Raw genomic sequence first — 16,357 nt, 5'->3', positions numbered from 1 at the left:
GATGTCCCGCGCCCGCACTCGCGTCGCCGCCGTACTGCTCGCGGGCGCCCTCGGCCTCTCGCTCGCCGCCTGCGCGCCCGAGCCCGCTCCCGATCCCGCGCCGGGCGCCACGCCACCCGCGACGAGCGCACCCGACCCGGAGCCGGCTCCCGAGCCCACGCCCGAGCCCACGCCCGAGCCGCCCGCCTTCGACAAGACGGCGCACTCGATCGACGACCCCATGTCGATCTGGGTCGTCAGCAACAAGCAGCGGCCGCTCACCCCCGCCGACTTCGAGCCAGCCGACCTCGTGCCGACGGAGGGCGTCGCGAACCTGAACGGCCAGCCGCTGCGCGAGGTCGCGGCACGCGCCGCCGAGGACTTCATCGCGGGGGCCGCGGGCGCCGGTTTCCAGGTGCAGATCATCAGCGCCTACCGTTCCTACGGCCTGCAGCAGGAGCTCTACAGCGGCTACGTGGCCCGCGACGGGCAGGCGGCCGCCGACACCTACTCGGCACGCCCGGGGTACTCGGAGCACCAGACCGGCCTCACCGTCGACCTCGACGACGCCAGCGGCTGCGCGCTGGAGAGCTGCTTCGGCGAAACCCCGGCAGGGCAGTGGCTCGCCGCGAACGCCGCCGACTACGGCTTCGTCGTCCGCTACCCGGAGGGCAAGCAGGAGATCACCGGCTTCATGCCCGAGCCGTGGCACTTCCGCTACGTCGGGGTCGAGCTGGCCCAGCAGATGCGCAGCGAGGGCGTGACGACGCTCGAGGAGTTCTTCGGGCTGCCCGCCGCTCCCGGCTACGCCTCCTGACCCTGCCGCGCCGTGCCGTTGCGCCTCGTGGCGCACGTACTAGGCTCGCTGCGTGAGCGAACAGGATTCCCCGCCCGTCATCCGCGTCAGCGCGGTCGTCATGCGCGACGCCGAGGGGCGCGTGCTCAATGTGCGCAAGCGCGGCACCGCGATGCTCATGCTCCCGGGCGGGAAGCACGAGACGGGTGAGGATCCGCGGGAGACCGCGGTGCGGGAGTTCGGCGAGGAGCTCGGGATCGCGCTGGACCGCTCGCGGCTCATCCCGCTCGGGGTGTTCCGGGCGAGCGCCGCGAACGAGCCCGGGCACGTGGTCGAGGCCGCCGTGTTCGAGCACCCCTTCGTGGTGGAGGCCGCGACGGCCGGCGCGCTCGCCGAGATCGAGCACCTGGAGTGGGTGGATCCCGCCGTCCCGCGCGGCGACCTCGCGCCGCTCAACACCGAGCACGTCTTCCCGGCGCTCCTCGCCCATCCCTGACCCCGCCCCGCCCGAGGACTCGGGCGAGGTCTCGCGCGGGGAAGGGGGAGCGTCAGAGCTCGCCCGAGCCGGGGACGTCGAGGCCGAGCAGGGCGTTCTCCACGACCTCCATGAGCGCGGGATGGATCCAGTACTGGCCGCGCGCGGCGCGGTGCGCATCGATCCCGAAGCTCATCGCCATGACCACCGCCTGCACCAGATTGGAGGCCTGGTAGCCCATCGCCTGCGCGCCGAGGATGCGCCCGTCCCGGCGGTCGGCGACGACCTTGAAGATGCCGCTCTGGTCCTCCATCGCCCAGCCGTAGGCGGTGTCGCCGTAGCGCTGCGTCTTCACCGTGACGTGCTCGGCGCCGATGCGCGCGCCCGCCTCCTCCTCGCTCAGCCCCACCCGCGCTAGCTCGGGCGAGCTGAACACGGCAGCGGGCACCGCCTCCTGCCGCGACGCCCGCAGATCGCCGGGGTGCTCGAGGTTGTGCGCGACGACCCGGGCCTCGTGGTTGGCGACATGCTTGAGCTGGTGCGGGGAGGAGACGTCGCCGAGCGCGTAGAGCCCCGGCACCGGCTCGCCGCCCCTGAGCACCCGCTGGAACCCGTCGACCGCGATCCGGCCGTCCGGGTGCAGGTCCAGGCCCGCCTCCGCGGCGCCGACGAGATCGCTGTTCGGGATCCGGCCCACCGCGACGAGCACCGCGTCGAAGCCGAGCCGCTCCGCCGCAGCCTCGTCCGCCCCGGCGCCGGCGGGCACGAGCTCGGCGACGACGCCCGGGCCGTCACCCGCCTCCGCGATCCGCTGCACCACGCAGCCCAGCCGGAGCTCCCACTGCCGCGCGGCCTCGGCCGTGAAGGCGGCGGAGATCTCGCCGTCGAGCGCGCGCATCAGGCGATCCCCCCGCACCACCTGCACCACCTCGGAGCCCAGCCCCGAGAAGATCGCCGCGAACTCGCAGGCGATGTAGCCGCCGCCGATGACGAGCACGCGCCGCGGCTGCTCGGCGAGGCGCATGATCGTGTCGGAGGTGTGCACCTGCGGCAGCTCGACGCCCTCGATCTCGGGGATCACGGCCCGCGAACCGGCGGCGATCACCAGCTGCTCGGCCTCGATCCGCGTGCCGTCCTCCGCGAGCAGAGCGTGCGTGCCGTCGAGGCGGACCTGCTGGGAGATCAGCTCGACATTGTCGAGCTCCTCGGCGCGGTAGCGCTCCCCCGCGGCCGAGATCGCGTCGATGCGGCCGAAGATGCGGTCCCGGATCGCCGGCCAGTCGACCGACTCGGTGCGCATCGTCACCCCCAGCCGCGCCGCCTCCTCCGGCGTCCGGGCGAGCGCGGCCGGGCGCACGTACATCTTCGTCGGGATGCAGCCGGCGTTCAGGCAGGTGCCGCCGAAGACGCCGCGCTCGGCGATCACCACCCGGCGGTCGTCCCAGAACGGCGTGATGAGCGAGTTGCCCGATCCCGAGCCGATGATCGCGAGGTCAGCCGTGAGAGTGCGCATGCAGCTCATCCTGCCAGACCGGGCGGGCCGCAGCCTGCAGGCCCGGCCCGCCCGGACGCTCCGCGCCGACGCGGATCAGGCGAGCCCCTGCTCTTCGAGCCAGTCGCCGGCGATCTGCTCCGCCGAGAGCTGCTCGTCGACGCTGCGCGCATTGAGCGCGAGCAGGTCCTCCGCGCTCATCGCGGCGCTCACGCCGTTGACGATCTCGGCGGCTCCGGCGTCGAGCCCGTCGCTCGCCAGCGGCACGAGGTGCGAGGCGAGGAAGATGCCCTTCGTGTCCTTCAGGGTGACGAGGTCGTTCGCCCGCAGCGAGGGGTCGGCGGTGTAGATGATCGCGAGCTGGATGGAGCCGTCCTTCAGCGCCTTCACCGTGAGGGGTCCGCCCCCATCCTCGATCGGGGTGAAGCCGAGCCCCTCGATGCCGTAGCTCTTCGCCAGGCCCTCGGGCCCGTAGGGGCGGCTCTCGCCCTCGGAGTTGGCGCCGAGGGTCAGCGGCTCGGTGACCTTCGCGAGATCCTCGATGGTGGTGAGGTCCCAGGTCTCGGCGAATTCCCGGGTCACCGCGTAGGAGTCCTGGTCCGTCGCAGGGGACTGATCGAGCACCTGCAGGCCCTCGGGCGTCGCCTCCCGCAGCGCGTCGTAGACCTCGTCGGAGAGGCGCGCCTCGGTGCCGGGTTCCCAGTACTGCAGCAGATTGCCGGTGTACTCGGGGAAGAGGTCGATGGTCCCCGCCTCGATCTCGGGCAGGTAGACCTCGCGCTGGCCGATGCGGAACTGCCGGTCCACCGCGTAGTCCCCGGCCTCGAGCGCCTGCGCGTAGATCTCCGCGATGATCTCGTTCGAGTAGTAGTCCTGCGAGCCGATCACGATCGGCTCGCCCGCGGCGCCCTCGCTCGTCTCGGAGCCCTCGGGCGAGGCGAGCGGATCGCTGCTCGCGCAGCCCGCGAGCAGCAGCGCGGCCGCGGCGAGCGCAGCGACGGCGTGGACGGGCCGGAGGCGGCGGGCCGGAGGTGCGTCGTGTGCGGTGCGGTGGAGCATGGTCGGGCTTCCTCTCAGTGGGTGGGCATGGAACGTCGAACGGGGGCTGCGGTGGGCGCCGCCGCACGGGAGAGCCGGGCCGAGGCGGCGCGCTGGCCCCAGGCCAGGAGCAGCTCGACGGCGACCGTGAGCAGCACGACGAGCAGGGCGCCGCCGAGCATCTGGGCGAAGTCGCGGGATTTCAGCCCGGCGAAGAGATACCTCCCGAGGCCCAGATCCGCGGTGTAGGCGGCGAGCGTCGCCGTGGAGATCACCTGCAGCGTCGCCGCGCGCACCCCGCCGATCATCACCGGCAGCGCGAGCGGCACCTCCGCGCGCAGGATCACCTGGGCCGGGGTGAAGCCGACCGCCCTCGCCGAGTCGGGCACCGTCGCGTCAACCGCCTGCACGCCCGCGTAGGCACCCGCCAGCAGCGACGGGATCGCGAGCACGATGAGGGCGAGCAGCGGGGCGGCGAGGCCGATCCCGAGCGCGAGGCCGAAGAGCGTGAGCAGGCCGAGCGTCGGCAGCGCCCGCGCCGCACCGCTCAGCCCGCCGACGAGTCCGGCCCCGCGGCGCGTGTGCCCGATGAGCACACCCGCCGGCAGGGCGACCGCGCCCGCGATCAGCAGCGCCAGGGCGCTCACGCCGAGGTGCTGCAGCGTGCGCGCGGGGATCCCGGCCGGTCCCTGCCAGTTGGCGGGATCGGCGAGCCAGGCGAGGGCCTCGGCGAAGAGGTTCACGATCCGGCTCCTGAGATCCGGGAGGGGCGCAGTCGCAGCAGGCCGCCTCCGCCCGCGGTGCCGCGGACCGCGAGCCCCCACGGCGCGAGCAGACGCCCGATGCCGAGCACGGCGGCGTCGAGCGCGAGCGCGAGCAGCACCGTGGCGAGCACTCCCGTCCACACCTCGGCCGCGATCCCCCGCTGGAATCCGTCGGTGAGCAGCGTGCCGAGGCTCGGCACGCCGACGAGCGCCCCCAGCGTGACGAGGCTGACGGTGGACACCGTGACGACGCGCACCCCCGAGACGATCACGGGCACCGCGAGCGGCAGCTCGACGCGCCACAGCAGCCCGCGTGAGGAGAAGCCCGTCGCGACCGCAGCGTCGCGCACGCGTCCGTCCACCGCGGCGAAGGCGTCGCAGGCGGTGCGCACGAGCAGCGCCACGCCGTACACCGTGAGCGCCGCCACCATCGTCTGCCAGGAGCGCAGCGGCGTGCCCAGGATGGCGGGAATGATGATGAGCAGCGGGAGCGCGGGGATCGCATAGGCGAGCGTCGCTGCCGAGAGCAGCGGTCCCCCGATGCGCGGCCGGCGGTACGCCAGCCTGCCGAGCGGGACGGCGATGAGGACGCTGAGCGCAATGGCCGGCACGCTGAGCAGCAGGTGCTCGAGCACGAGCTCGGCCACCCAGGCGGCGTTCGCGAGGAACCACCTCACGGTTCCAGCACTCCCACCGGCCGGCCTTCGCCGTCGACCGCGACGCGGCGGCCGGAGACCTCGACCGCCCGCAGACGGCGCTCGGCCCGGTCCGCCCCGATGAAGTCGCGCACGAAGTCGCTCGCCGGACGCGCGATCAGCTCAGCGGGGGCGCCGCGCTGCGCGATCCGGCCGCCCGCTTCGAGCAGCACCACCTCGTCACCGAGCAGGAACGCCTCGTCGACGTCGTGGGTGACGAACACGATCGTCTTGCCGAGCTCGGCCTGCAGCTGCAGCAGCTCGCGCTGCAGATCGCGGCGCACGATCGGATCCACCGCGCCGAAGGGCTCGTCCATGAGCAGGATGTTCGGGTCTGCGGCGAGCGCTCGGGCCACCCCCACGCGCTGCTGCTGGCCGCCGGAGAGCTGCGCCGGATAGCGCCCGCCGAGCGCCGGATCGAGGCCGACGCGCTCGAGCAGGGCCGCGGCGGCGCGACGCGCCTCCCGCCTCGGCGTGCCGGTGAGGACCGGGACGGTCGCCACATTGTCCGCGATGGTGCGGTGCGGGAGCAGGCCGCCGTGCTGCATCACATAGCCGATCGAGCGGCGGAGCTCGACCGGATCGCGCCCGCGCACGTCCTCGCCGTCGATGAGCACGCGCCCCGCGCTCGGCTCCACCATCCGGTTGACCATGCGCAGCAGGGTGGTCTTGCCGCAGCCGGACGAGCCCAGCAGCACGACCGTGCGGTGGGAGGGAACCGTGCAGCTGAAACCGGAGACGGCCGCCGCCCCGCCTGGATACTCTTTCGAGACGGACTCGAACTCAATCATGCTCGCGCCCTCCCCTCCGCTTTGATCGGGCGCTTCCTCGGCAACACCCTATCGAGCCGGACCGCCCGCGCCCACCCCCGCGCGCCGCCGCTCCCCGAACGGGCGCCGCGGGGCTCCGACGCGGGACGGGATCGGGGGGGCCGGGACGCCGCAGGCCGGTGCATGTGGCAGCACGCAGGGGGCTGGCGTAAACTGGAGTATTGGATTGGCGGAAGAGGGACGGCGAAGTCCGTTCCTCTTCTTGCATGTTCGCCGCCCGGAGCGGGGGGCGACTGACCGAACGGACCCGAATGAACCCCTCCCTCCCGCCGCGGACCGGCCCGGGGACGGCCGCGCCGAGCGCCGCGGCCGCGTCGGCCGCCGCCTCGGCCGCCGCAACAGCGACCGCGGCCGAAGCCGCCCACGAGCGCGGCCACGGCATCGGCTCTGCCCACGCGAAGGCCATCCTCTTCGGCGAGCACGCGGTGGTCTACGGCGCGCCGGCCATCGCGGTGCCGCTGCACCAGCTCGAGGTCGAGACGCGGATCCGCTCGACTCCGGGCCATGAGCTGCGGATCGAGAGCGAGCTCTTCGCGGGGACCGCATCGTCTGCCCCCGAGCGGCTGCGCCCCGTGATCACCGCGGTGCGGGCCGCGCTCGCCGCCGTGGGCCGCCCCGACGACCAGGTCCAGCTGCGCGTGCGCAGCGCGATCCCGCACGGCCGCGGCCTGGGATCGAGCGCCGCGGTCGCAGCCGCCGTCGCCCGCGCGGCGGCGGACCTCACCGGCGCAGAGCTCGGCGCCGACGCCTTCCACGAGATCGTGCAGCAGGCGGAGCGCGTCGCGCACGGCAACCCGAGCGGCATCGACGCGCGCGCCGTCGCGGCCGCGGGGCCCATCCGGTTCCACGAGGGCCGCGTCTGCGCCACGGGCGTCGGCGCCCCGCTCACCTTCGTGCTCGCCGACTCGGGACGGCCCGGCTCCACCGCCGAGGCCGTCGCCGGAGTGCGCGAGCGGCGCGCCGCCGACCCCGTCGCGATGGATCGGGCCCTCGCGCAGCTCTCGGAGCTCGCGGAGGGTTCGGTGCTCGACCTCGAACTCGGCGACCGGCCGGCCCTCGGCGCGCGCATGCTGCAGGCGCACGAGCTGCTGGGCCGCATCGGCGTCAGCACCGTGCGGCTCGACGCCCTCGTGGATGCGGCGCGAGCCGCGGGCGCGCACGGCGCGAAGCTCACCGGGGGCGGCCTGGGCGGCTGCGTGCTCGCGCTCGCCGACTCCGAGCAGCAGGCCGAGCACATCGCGCTCGCCCTGCGCGCCGCGGGCGCGCGCCGCACCTGGACGACGACGGTGGCCGCATCGTGAGCGCCGGAGACGGGGCCGCAGCGGCGACCGCCCGCGCCCACCCGAACATCGCACTCGTCAAGTACTGGGGAAAGCGGGACGAGGAGCTCATGCTGCCCGCCGCCGGCAGCCTCTCCCTCACGCTCGACGCCTTCGCCACCACCACCGAGCTGCGCCTCGACCCGGACGCCGCCGAGGACCGCTTCGAGCTGAACGGCGAGCCGCAGTCCGGCGAGCGGCTGAGCCGCGTCTCCCGCTTCCTCGATCTCGTGCGGGAGCGAGCGGGATCCCCGCTGCGCGCCGTCGTGCGCTCCCGCAACGAGGCGCCGACCGGCGCCGGGCTCGCCTCCTCGGCATCGGGCTTCGCGGCCCTCGCCACCGCCGCCTCCGCGGTGTACGGGCTGCCGCAGGATCCCGCCTCGCTCAGCCGCCTCGCGCGGCGCGGATCGGGCTCGGCGGCGCGATCCATCGTGCCGGGCGTCGCGGTGTGGCATGCGGGGGACGGGGACGACAGCTCCTTCGCCGAGGCGGTCGACGCCCCCGAGCTGGCGATGGTGATCGTGACGGTCGACGAGCGCCAGAAAGCCGTGTCGAGCCGTGAGGCGATGCGGCTGAGCGCCCGGACCTCCCCGTTCTACGCCGGCTGGGTGACCAGCACCGAGGAGAGCCTCGCCGAGATGCTCCAGGCGTGCCGGGAGCGCGACTTCACCCGCATCGGCCGCATCACGGAATCGCACGCGCTGCGCATGCACGCCGTGATCCAGTCCTCCGAGCCGCCCGTGCGCTACCTCTCCCCCACCAGCATCGCCGTGTTCGACGCCGTGGTGGCGCTGCGCGAGCGCGGGGTCGAGGCTTACTCCACCGCCGACGCGGGGCCGAACGTCGCCGTGCTCGTGCGCCCGGGCGACGCGCCCGCCGTCGCCGAGGCCCTCGCCGGCTTCGGCCGCGTGCGCGCCGTCGGCGCGGGACCGGGCGCCGCGCTGTTGCCCGCCGACGCGGCCCGCGGCGGTGAGCCCGCGTGATCGAGTGCTTCGCGCCCGGCAAGCTGTTCATCGCCGGTGAGTATGCGGTGGTGGAGCCGGGCGAGCCGGCGGTGCTCGTGGCCGTCGACCACGGGGTGCACGTGCGCTTGGAGGCGTCCGAGGGCGCCGGCCGGGTGCGGTCGAGCTCGTACGGGCCGGCGGCGCGCATCTGGGTGCGCGATCGCGACAGCGGGCGGGTCGTGCCGGAACGCGAACCGCTCGACTACGTGTTCGCCGCGATCGACGCGGCCGAGCAGCTGCGCGCGGAGCGCGGGCTGCCGCCCCGCTTCTTCGACCTCGACATCGGCAGCGCGCTCGAGGACGATGCCGGGCGCAAGTACGGCCTCGGATCGTCGGGAGCGGTCACCGTCGCCGTGATCGCCGCCATCGACCGCTTCGCCGGCCTCGGCCTCGACGCCGTGGAGCGTTGCAAGCTCGCCCTGCTCGCCACGGTCGAGGTGTCGCCCCGGGCCTCGGGCGGCGACGTCGCCGCCAGCACCTTCGGCGGCTGGATCCGCTACACCGCGCCCGACCGCGCGGCGCTGCGCGCGTCACGGCAGCGGCACGGGGTCGCGGCGACACTCGCCTCCGAGGAGGCATGGCGCGGTTTCTCCGTGACCCGGCTGCCCGAGCCCGGCGGCGTGCGCCTGCTCGTGGGCTGGACCGGCTCGCCCGTGTCGACCGAGCTCATGGTCGCGGAGACGGGACGCTCGGTGCTCGTGGACCCCCGGCCGGGGCTCCACGTACCGGAAGCAGGCGGCGATGACGTATCGGGGCCGCCGGCCCGGGAGGCGTCGAGCGGTCCCTCGGATCCCGCCTCCTTCGCCGAGCGCAGCCGCCGATGCGTCGACGCGCTCGCGGCCGGGATCGAGGAGGGCGACGGCGGCGCGGTGCTGGATGCGGTGCGGAGCGCCCGGAGCCTGCTGCGCGGCCTCGGCGAGCAGAGCGGAGTGGAGATCGAGACCGCGCAGCTCGCGGCGCTGTGCGACACCGCTGAGCGGCACGGAGCGGCAGCCAAGCCCTCGGGCGCCGGCGGCGGGGACTGCGGGATCGCGCTCGTGCCGGTGCGCGGCGGGGCGGGCGCGGAAGCCGACGCGAGCGCCGACGCCGACGCCGACGCGATCGTGCGCGAGTGGGAATCGCGCGGGATACGGGTGCTGCCGCTCGCGGCATCCGTGAGGGAGGACGACCATGGACGCTGAACGAGCGGCCCGCAAAGACGACCACGTGCGCCTCGCCCGTGAGCAGCGCGACGAGCCCCGCGGTCGCACCGACTTCGACGACCTCGAGTTCGTGCACCACGCCCTCGCAGGCGTGGACGCCGAGCGCGTCGAACTGTCGGTGCGTCTCGGCGAGTGGCACTGGCCCACGCCCTTCTATGCGAACGGCATGACCGGCGGCACCGAGTGGACGACCCGCATCAACCGCGAACTCGCCATCGCGGCCCGCGAGACCGGCATGCCGATGGCCTGCGGCTCGGTGTCGGTCGCGCTCGACGACGCCGAAGCCGCCGGCGGCTTCGCGGTGATCCGCGAGGAGAACCCCGACGGCTTCGTGATGGCCAACATCGGCGTGGGACGGGACGCCGACGACGCCGTGCGCGCCGTCGAGCTGCTGCGGGCCGACGCGCTGCAGCTGCACCTCAACGCCGTGCAGGAGACGGCGATGCCCGAGGGCAGCCGCGACTTCTCCGGCTGGGAGCGATCCGTCGAGCGCATCATCGCGGCCTCGCCCGTGCCCGTGATCGTGAAGGAGGTCGGCTTCGGCCTCAGCCGCCGCACGCTGCGGCGGCTCGCCGAGCTCGGCGCGCAGTTCGCCGACGTCAGCGGCGCCGGCGGCACCGACTTCCTGCGCATCGAGAACGCGCGCCACGACAGCGCGAGCCGCAGCGCGGGCGGCGACTTCGCGATGCTCTCCGGCTTCGGCCAGTCTGCCCTCGCCTGCCTGCTCGACGCGCCGGCGGACGGCCCCCGGCTGCTCGCCTCGGGCGGGGTGCGGAACCCCTTCGACGTGGTGAAGGCCCTCGCGGCCGGAGCGGGCGCGGTGGGGGTGGCCGGCAGCTTCCTGCAGCCGCTGCTCGCCGGCGGCGCCGAGGCGCTCGTGCCGCTGATCGAGCGCTGGATCGCGCAGACCACCGCGATCCTCGCGCTCCTGGGCGCCGAGACCCCGGCCGCGCTCGGATCCACCGACCTGCTCGTGCGCGGGCGCCTGGCAGAATACTGCCGACTGCGCGGCATCGACCTCGTCGCGCTCGCCTCCCGATCCGGGCCCTGAGCGAAGGACCGGCCCGCGCCCCCTCCCGCGATCCCGCACCGCGAGAGACCCCGCGCCCCGCGATCCCGAACCGAATCCCCCCTGCCACCCATCCGAGGAGCACCGACGTGACCGACTCCGACACCCTCGTCACCGAGATACCGACCCGCTGGGTCGGCCCGCTGCGCGTCAGCGGCGACGCCGTCGCCGGCGATGCGCCGCACGCCGAGATCTCGGTGCCGCTCGCCACCTACGAGACCCCGCTGTGGCCCTCCGTGGGTCGCGGCGCGAGCATCTCGCGCGAGATCGAGGGCGGGATCCGCACCGTCGTCATCGGCGAGCGCATGACCCGCTCCGTGCTGTTCGTCGCGGAAGGGGCGGTCGGCGCCGACGCGGCCGCGCGCACGATCCGTGACCGCCTGCCCGAGCTGCAGGAGGTCGTCGCGGCGGGCAGCCGCCACGCGCAGCTGCTCGAAGCCCACCCCGAGGTGGTGGGCAATCTGCTCTTCGTACGCTTCGCGTTCCTCACCGGCGACGCCTCCGGGCACAACATGGTGACGAACGCCTCGGACGCGCTCATGCAGCGCATCCTCTCCTGGGGTCTCGGCGTCGACTACGGCTCCATCTCGGGCAACTTCTGCTCGGACAAGAAGGCGACCGCCGTGAACGGGATCCTCGGCCGCGGCCGCAATGTGGTCGCCGAGATGCTGCTCCCGCACGAGGTGGTGGAGCGGCGGCTGCGCACCACCGCCACCCGCATCGCGGAGCTCGCCGTGCGCAAGAACCTCGTGGGCAGCACCATCGCGGGCGCGATCCGCTCCGCGAACGCCCACTACGCGAACATGCTGCTCGCCTTCTACCTGGCCACCGGGCAGGACGCCGCGAACATCGTCGAGGGCTCGCAGGGCATCACCTACGCGGAGGCGCGCGAGGACGGGCTCTACTTCTCCTGCACGCTGCCGCACCTCATCGTGGGCACCGTGGGCAACGGCAAGCACCTCGCCCACGTGAACGAGAACCTCGAACGGCTCGGCTGCCGCGAGCCGCGCGAGCCCGGCGACAACGCCCGTCGCCTCGCGGCGCTCATGGCCGCGACCGTGCTCTGCGGGGAGCTCTCCCTCCTCGCAGCCCAGACCAACCCCGGTGAGCTGATGGCAGCGCACCTGCTCATGGAGCGGAAGGAGCGGCCGAGCGCATGACCTCGATCGGCATTCACGACCTCGAACTGGCGACCGCGCACCACGTCGTCGAGCTGGACCGCCTCGCGGAGTACGCTGGCGTCGACCCCGCCAAGTACCGGCTGGGGCTCGGCCAGGACCAGATGAGCTTCCCCGCGCCCGACGAGGACATCATCACCATGGGCGCCTCGGCCGCGCTGCCCGTCATCGAGCGCAACGGCATCGACGGGATCCGGACCCTGATCTTCGCGACCGAGTCCGGCGTGGACCAGTCCAAGGCCGCGGGGGTGTCCGTGCACCGGCTGCTCGGCCTGCCGCCGCAGGTGCGGGTCACCGAGTTCAAGCAGGCCTGCTACAGCGGCACCGCCGCGCTGCAGGCCGCGATCGGGATCGTCTCCCGCTTCCCCGGCGAGCGGGTGCTGGTCATCACGAGCGACGTCGCGCGCTACGCCCTCGACTCGCCGGGCGAGCCCACGCAGGGGGCGGGCGCCGTGGCGATGCTCGTCGGCGAGAACCCCGCGCTCGTCGAGATCGAACGGGCGGCCGGGATCTTCACGGCCGACGTCGACGACTTCTGGCGGCCGAACGACTCGACGACGGCCGTGGTCGACGGTGCACTGTCGATGTCGGCCTACCTCGACGCGCTCACCGGCTCCTGGGACGATCTGCGGGCGCAGGGAGGACCGGAGATCGACCAGATCGACCGGATGCTCTACCACCAGCCCTTCACCAAGATGGCGAAGAAGGGGCAGCAGCGGCTGGCCGAGCACACCGGTGCGCCGCTCAGCGCGGCGCTCACCCGCGAGGAGCAGGCGGCCGCGCCCGCCGGGGCACGCGACACGGGGCTCTTCACCGGCTCGATCTACAACCGGCGGCTCGGCAACAGCTACACGGCATCGCTCTACGCGGCGCTCGCGGCGCTGCTGGATCACGACACGGAGCTGGCGGGACGCCGCATCGGCATGTTCAGCTACGGCTCGGGCAGCGTGAGCGAGTTCCTGACGGGCGTGGTGCAGCCGGGCTACGCGGAGCACGGAGCGGCCTCCCGGGTGGAGGCCGCGCTCGACGCGCGGGTGCCGCTGGAGGTCGCCGAGTACCGTGAGCTGCACGCCCGCGTGCTGCCGAGCACCGAGGACGCGCAGACGCCCCGCGTGACGCGCGCGCCGTTCCGCTTCGCGGGGGTGCACGGCCAGGCCCGGCAGTACGAGCGCACGGCGGGCTGAGTCTCGTGGGCGGTCCCGAGGACTCCGCCGGCGCTCCCGGCTCCGCAAGCGCCCGGATCGCGCGTCCCGGCCCCGTCTTCACGATCGGGCGGGCGGTGCTCCGGCCGCTGCTGTGGCTGCGATTCCGGCCGCGGGTCACGGGCAGGGAGCACGTGCCGGCGAGCGGGCCGGTGCTGCTCGTGAGCAACCACCTCTCCGGGCTCGACACGATCCTGATCCCCAGCTGCTCGCCGCGGAAGGTGCAGTTCCTGGCGAAGGCCTCCCTGTTCCGCTCCCGGCTCGGCGGCTGGTTCTTCCGGCAGATCGGCGCGATCCCGGTGCACCGGGAGGCCTCCGCCGCGGCGCAGGCCGCGCTCGAAGCCGGACGCCGGGTCCTCGCGGAGGGACACGTCTTCGCCGTGTTCCCCGAGGGCACCCGCTCCCGCGACGGCCGCCTCTCCCCCGGCAAGCCCGGGGCGGCGTGGATGGCGCTCGAGACCGGGGCCGCCGTGGTGCCGGTCGGACTGATCGGCACGAACCGGCGGCTGCGCGAGCCGCGCGCCGGGAGGCGCGAGCGGGTCGCCGTGCGCTTCGGCCCGCCCATCCCGCTCGGCGACCTCGCCGGACTTCCCGGCGGCCGCGCCCGCCGCGAGGCCACCGAGCGCATCATGACGGCCATTCAGGCGCTCACCGGCCAGGAGCGCGCCGACAGGAGCAGCGCGGGCGACGCTGACGCCTGATTCGCGGGCGAAGGCCGATAATGGGGGCATGGACGCCGACGTCATCATCGTGGGCGCGGGCCTCGCCGGGCTCGTCGCCGCACGCGAAACGCACCGCGCGGGGCTGCGCACCGTCATCGTCGATCAGGAGGGACCGCAGGATCTCGGTGGTCAGGCCTGGTGGTCCTTCGGCGGGCTCTTCCTCGTCGACTCCCCCGAACAGCGACGCCTGCGCGTGCGGGACTCCTTCGAGCTCGCGTGGCAGGACTGGCGGGGCAGCGCCCAGTGGGACCGGCTCGACGGCGAGCACCCCGAGGACCTGTGGGCCGAGCGCTGGGGACGCGCCTACGTCGAGTTCGCGGCGGGCGAGAAGCGGGCGTGGATCCGCGAGGCCGGGATCGAGCTGACGCCCGTCGTCGGCTGGGCCGAGCGCGGCGGCCTGACCGCGGGCGGGCACGGCAACTCGGTGCCGCGCTTCCACGTGCCGTGGGGCAAGGGCACCGGCGTTGCGGGGCCGTTCGTCGCGGCCGCGCAGGAGGCCGCGGCGACGGGGCGGACGCGGATCCTGCACCGGCACCGCTGCGACGAGCTGATCGTGGAGGGCGGGCGCGTCGCGGGGGTCCGCGGCACGGTGCTGGCCCCCGACGCGAACGCACGCGGCACGGTGTCGTCCCGTGAGGCGGTCGGCGACTTCGAGCTGCGGGCCGGGGCGGTGATCGTCGCGAGCGGCGGGATCGGCGGTGACCACGGGCTGGTGCGCAGATTCTGGCCGGAGCGGCTGGGCACTCCCCCGCGCCGCATGATCACCGGAGTGCCGGCATACGTGGACGGCAGGATGCTCGGGATCGCGGAGGCGGCGGGCGCGCGGCTCGTCAACCGGGACCGGATGTGGCACTACACCGAGGGCGTGCGCAACTGGAACCCGGTGTGGCCGGGGCACGCGATCCGGATCCTGCCCGGCCCCTCGCCGCTGTGGCTCGACGCGCTGGGGCGCCGGCTCCCGCCGCCGGGACTGCCGGGCCACGACACCCTCGCCACGCTGCGCATGCTGCGCACCGATCCGCTCATCGCCGCCCACGACCACTCGTGGTTCATCGTCACCCACCGCATCGCCGCGAAGGAGTTCGCGCTCTCCGGCTCCGAGCAGAACCCCGACATCACCGAGCGGGATCGCCGGCTGCTGCTGCGCACGCGGCTCGGACGTGGGGCGCCGGGGCCCGTGCAGGCCTTCATCGACCGCGGCGCCGACTTCGTGTCGGCTCCGACGGTGCCCGAGCTGGTGGAACGCATGAACGCGCTCACCGAGGAGCCGCTGCTCGACGCCGCCGCGGTGGAGCGGGTGGTGCGGGAGCGCGACGCGGAGATGCTGAACCCCTTCTCGAAGGACGCGCAGGCCATGAGCATCCGCAACTCGCGGCGCTACCTGGGGGACCGGCTCTCGCGCACCACGGCCCCGCACCGGCTGCTCGATCCGGCCGCGGGGCCGCTCGCGGCGGTGCAGTTGCACGTGCTCACCCGGAAGTCGCTCGGCGGGATCCAGACGGACCTCTCCGCCCGCGCCCTGGGGTCCGACGGCGCGCCCGTGCCGGGGCTCTACGCGGCGGGCGAGGCGGCGGGCTTCGGCGGAGGCGGACTGCACGGCTACAACGCACTGGAGGGCACCTTCCTCGGCGGATGCCTGTTCTCGGGGCGCACCGCCGGCCGCGCCGTCGCCGACGTCGTCGCCTGAGCGGCGGGCGGGGTCGCGCGGGGCAGCGCTCGACGGGGAGGAGCCGGGGCTCAGGCGCCGACGAGGCGGCTCGCCGCGAGGCGATTGAGCGAGACCCGCTGCTCGGCGGCTTCGAGCGCGAGCTGCCGGTGCGCCTCGGGCGTCAGGCGAACCACGAACTTGCCGGAGTAGCGACGGTCCGCGACGACCTGCCGCACCTCATCGCCCCTGAGCAGTATCACTAATGATGCTATTGCGCCGGAGATCCCGGGAGCCCGGCTCTCCGGGGGCGCGGGGGCCCAGGCCGAGGAGCCTGCGCGGTGGTTCAGGCGGCGGGCGCGGCGTGGGCGGGGAGCACATCGTAGGCGAGGCGGGCGAACTGGCCGACGGGGCGGGCCTCGCGCAGGCGGAGGCGCTCGGGGCCGATGCGGCGCGGCAGCAGCGGGGCGCCGGAGGGCAGCGCGGCGGGAGCGACGGACAGCTCGATGCGGTCCAGCGCCCCCGCGTCGAAGAAGCGGCCCGCCAGCTCGCCTCCGCCGAGCACCCAGATATCGCCCGAGCCCGCTGCCGCGCGGATAGCGGGCAGCGCCGCCGCGACCTCGCCCGAGACGAAGCGCACATCGGCGCCGGCGGGCAGGGGCAGCTCACGCGAGGTGAAGACGAAGATCGGCTTCTCGCCGTAGAGCTCGCCCCACCGCTCGGGCCGTTCGAGCAGCCGCTCGTGCCGCAGCACCCACTCGTAGCTGTGCGCCCCCTCGACCAGCACCGTCGCGTGCGCCGGGTAGAGCCCCTCCTCGGGCTGCTCACCGCCCTCCACGGCGAACAGCCAGTCGAGCGAGTGCTGCTGGTCGGCGATGAATCCGTTGAGCGTGGTCGCGGCGTCGTAGATGATCTGTCCCATGCGCGCGACGCTACCGGGCACCACT

The 16,357-nt window shown here is 74.4% G+C and carries 17 protein-coding genes; 10 read left to right on the top strand and 7 right to left on the bottom strand.

What is annotated here, in order from left to right; genetic code table 11:
* Nucleotide 1 precedes the first annotated feature (1 nt).
* Entirely contained in the window at nucleotides 2-796 is a 795-nt protein-coding gene (locus B4915_RS06230; protein WP_105804977.1) for a M15 family metallopeptidase, read from the top strand.
* Nucleotides 797-848: 52 nt separating this feature from the next.
* Complete coding sequence (locus B4915_RS06225; RefSeq protein ID WP_181158474.1) at nucleotides 849-1,271, top strand: NUDIX domain-containing protein; 423 nt, start codon at nucleotides 849-851, stop codon at nucleotides 1,269-1,271.
* A gap of 52 nt (nucleotides 1,272-1,323) precedes the next feature.
* Here the strand turns inward: B4915_RS06225 and B4915_RS06220 are convergent, their stop codons facing one another.
* The 5 genes from B4915_RS06220 to B4915_RS06200 all read right to left on the bottom strand — a co-directional run bounded on the left by B4915_RS06220 (nucleotide 1,324) and on the right by B4915_RS06200 (nucleotide 6,030).
* A complete protein-coding gene (locus B4915_RS06220; RefSeq protein WP_105804976.1) occupies nucleotides 1,324-2,763 on the bottom strand; it encodes a mycothione reductase in 1,440 nt (479 codons plus the stop codon).
* A 75-nt stretch (nucleotides 2,764-2,838) separates the two neighbouring features.
* Nucleotides 2,839-3,801: an ABC transporter substrate-binding protein gene (locus tag B4915_RS06215; protein WP_105804975.1), complete on the bottom strand. Its 963-nt coding sequence runs from the start codon at nucleotides 3,799-3,801 to the stop codon at nucleotides 2,839-2,841.
* 14 nt (nucleotides 3,802-3,815) lie between these two features.
* Nucleotides 3,816-4,523 (bottom strand): ABC transporter permease, encoded by a 708-nt coding sequence (locus B4915_RS06210; protein ID WP_105804974.1) that lies wholly within the window; start codon nucleotides 4,521-4,523, stop codon nucleotides 3,816-3,818.
* A complete protein-coding gene (locus tag B4915_RS06205; RefSeq protein WP_105804973.1) occupies nucleotides 4,520-5,221 on the bottom strand; it encodes an ABC transporter permease in 702 nt (233 codons plus the stop codon). The genes B4915_RS06210 and B4915_RS06205 overlap by 4 nt, the downstream gene beginning before the upstream one ends.
* A complete protein-coding gene (locus B4915_RS06200) occupies nucleotides 5,218-6,030 on the bottom strand; it encodes an ABC transporter ATP-binding protein (protein WP_105804972.1) in 813 nt (270 codons plus the stop codon). The genes B4915_RS06205 and B4915_RS06200 overlap by 4 nt, the downstream gene beginning before the upstream one ends.
* Nucleotides 6,031-6,320: 290 nt before the next feature.
* Here B4915_RS06200 and mvk point away from each other — a divergent pair, with 290 nt between their 5' ends.
* From mvk to B4915_RS06160, 8 genes are all read left to right on the top strand, one after another.
* On the top strand, nucleotides 6,321-7,370 hold the full coding sequence (gene mvk, locus B4915_RS06195; RefSeq protein ID WP_105804971.1) for a mevalonate kinase: 1,050 nt from the start codon (nucleotides 6,321-6,323) through the stop codon (nucleotides 7,368-7,370).
* Nucleotides 7,367-8,371 (top strand): diphosphomevalonate decarboxylase, encoded by a 1,005-nt coding sequence (mvaD, locus tag B4915_RS06190; RefSeq protein ID WP_105804970.1) that lies wholly within the window; start codon nucleotides 7,367-7,369, stop codon nucleotides 8,369-8,371. The genes mvk and mvaD overlap by 4 nt, the downstream gene beginning before the upstream one ends.
* Nucleotides 8,368-9,573, top strand: a complete 1,206-nt coding sequence (locus B4915_RS06185) for a phosphomevalonate kinase (protein WP_105804969.1) — start codon at nucleotides 8,368-8,370, stop codon at nucleotides 9,571-9,573. Before mvaD ends, B4915_RS06185 begins: the two co-directional genes overlap by 4 nt.
* On the top strand, nucleotides 9,563-10,645 hold the full coding sequence (gene fni / locus B4915_RS06180) for a type 2 isopentenyl-diphosphate Delta-isomerase (RefSeq protein WP_105804968.1): 1,083 nt from the start codon (nucleotides 9,563-9,565) through the stop codon (nucleotides 10,643-10,645). The genes B4915_RS06185 and fni overlap by 11 nt, the downstream gene beginning before the upstream one ends.
* A 107-nt stretch (nucleotides 10,646-10,752) precedes the next feature.
* On the top strand, nucleotides 10,753-11,823 hold the full coding sequence (locus B4915_RS06175) for a hydroxymethylglutaryl-CoA reductase (RefSeq protein ID WP_105804967.1): 1,071 nt from the start codon (nucleotides 10,753-10,755) through the stop codon (nucleotides 11,821-11,823).
* Nucleotides 11,820-13,025, top strand: coding sequence for a hydroxymethylglutaryl-CoA synthase (locus B4915_RS06170; protein WP_105804966.1), 1,206 nt, complete (start codon nucleotides 11,820-11,822; stop codon nucleotides 13,023-13,025). The genes B4915_RS06175 and B4915_RS06170 overlap by 4 nt, the downstream gene beginning before the upstream one ends.
* A gap of 5 nt (nucleotides 13,026-13,030) precedes the next feature.
* The gene (locus B4915_RS06165; RefSeq protein ID WP_245907375.1) at nucleotides 13,031-13,744 is read left to right on the top strand and encodes a lysophospholipid acyltransferase family protein; all 714 of its coding nucleotides are present in this window, start codon (nucleotides 13,031-13,033) and stop codon (nucleotides 13,742-13,744) included.
* Between the two features lie 28 nt (nucleotides 13,745-13,772).
* Nucleotides 13,773-15,452, top strand: a complete 1,680-nt coding sequence (locus B4915_RS06160; RefSeq protein ID WP_105804965.1) for an FAD-binding dehydrogenase — start codon at nucleotides 13,773-13,775, stop codon at nucleotides 15,450-15,452.
* Nucleotides 15,453-15,502: 50 nt separating this feature from the next.
* Here B4915_RS06160 and B4915_RS06155 read toward each other — a convergent pair whose 3' ends face one another.
* Together B4915_RS06155 and B4915_RS06150 are read right to left on the bottom strand one after the other, a co-directional pair.
* On the bottom strand, nucleotides 15,503-15,673 hold the full coding sequence (locus B4915_RS06155) for a toxin-antitoxin system HicB family antitoxin (protein ID WP_245907374.1): 171 nt from the start codon (nucleotides 15,671-15,673) through the stop codon (nucleotides 15,503-15,505).
* Between the two features lie 83 nt (nucleotides 15,674-15,756).
* Nucleotides 15,757-16,332, bottom strand: coding sequence for a dihydrofolate reductase family protein (locus tag B4915_RS06150; RefSeq protein WP_105804963.1), 576 nt, complete (start codon nucleotides 16,330-16,332; stop codon nucleotides 15,757-15,759).
* Nucleotides 16,333-16,357 lie beyond the last annotated feature (25 nt).

Source organism: Leucobacter massiliensis (assembly GCF_002982315.1).
Taxonomy (GTDB): domain Bacteria; phylum Actinomycetota; class Actinomycetes; order Actinomycetales; family Microbacteriaceae; genus Leucobacter; species Leucobacter massiliensis.
This window is presented reverse-complemented; position numbering and strand designations above follow the sequence as displayed.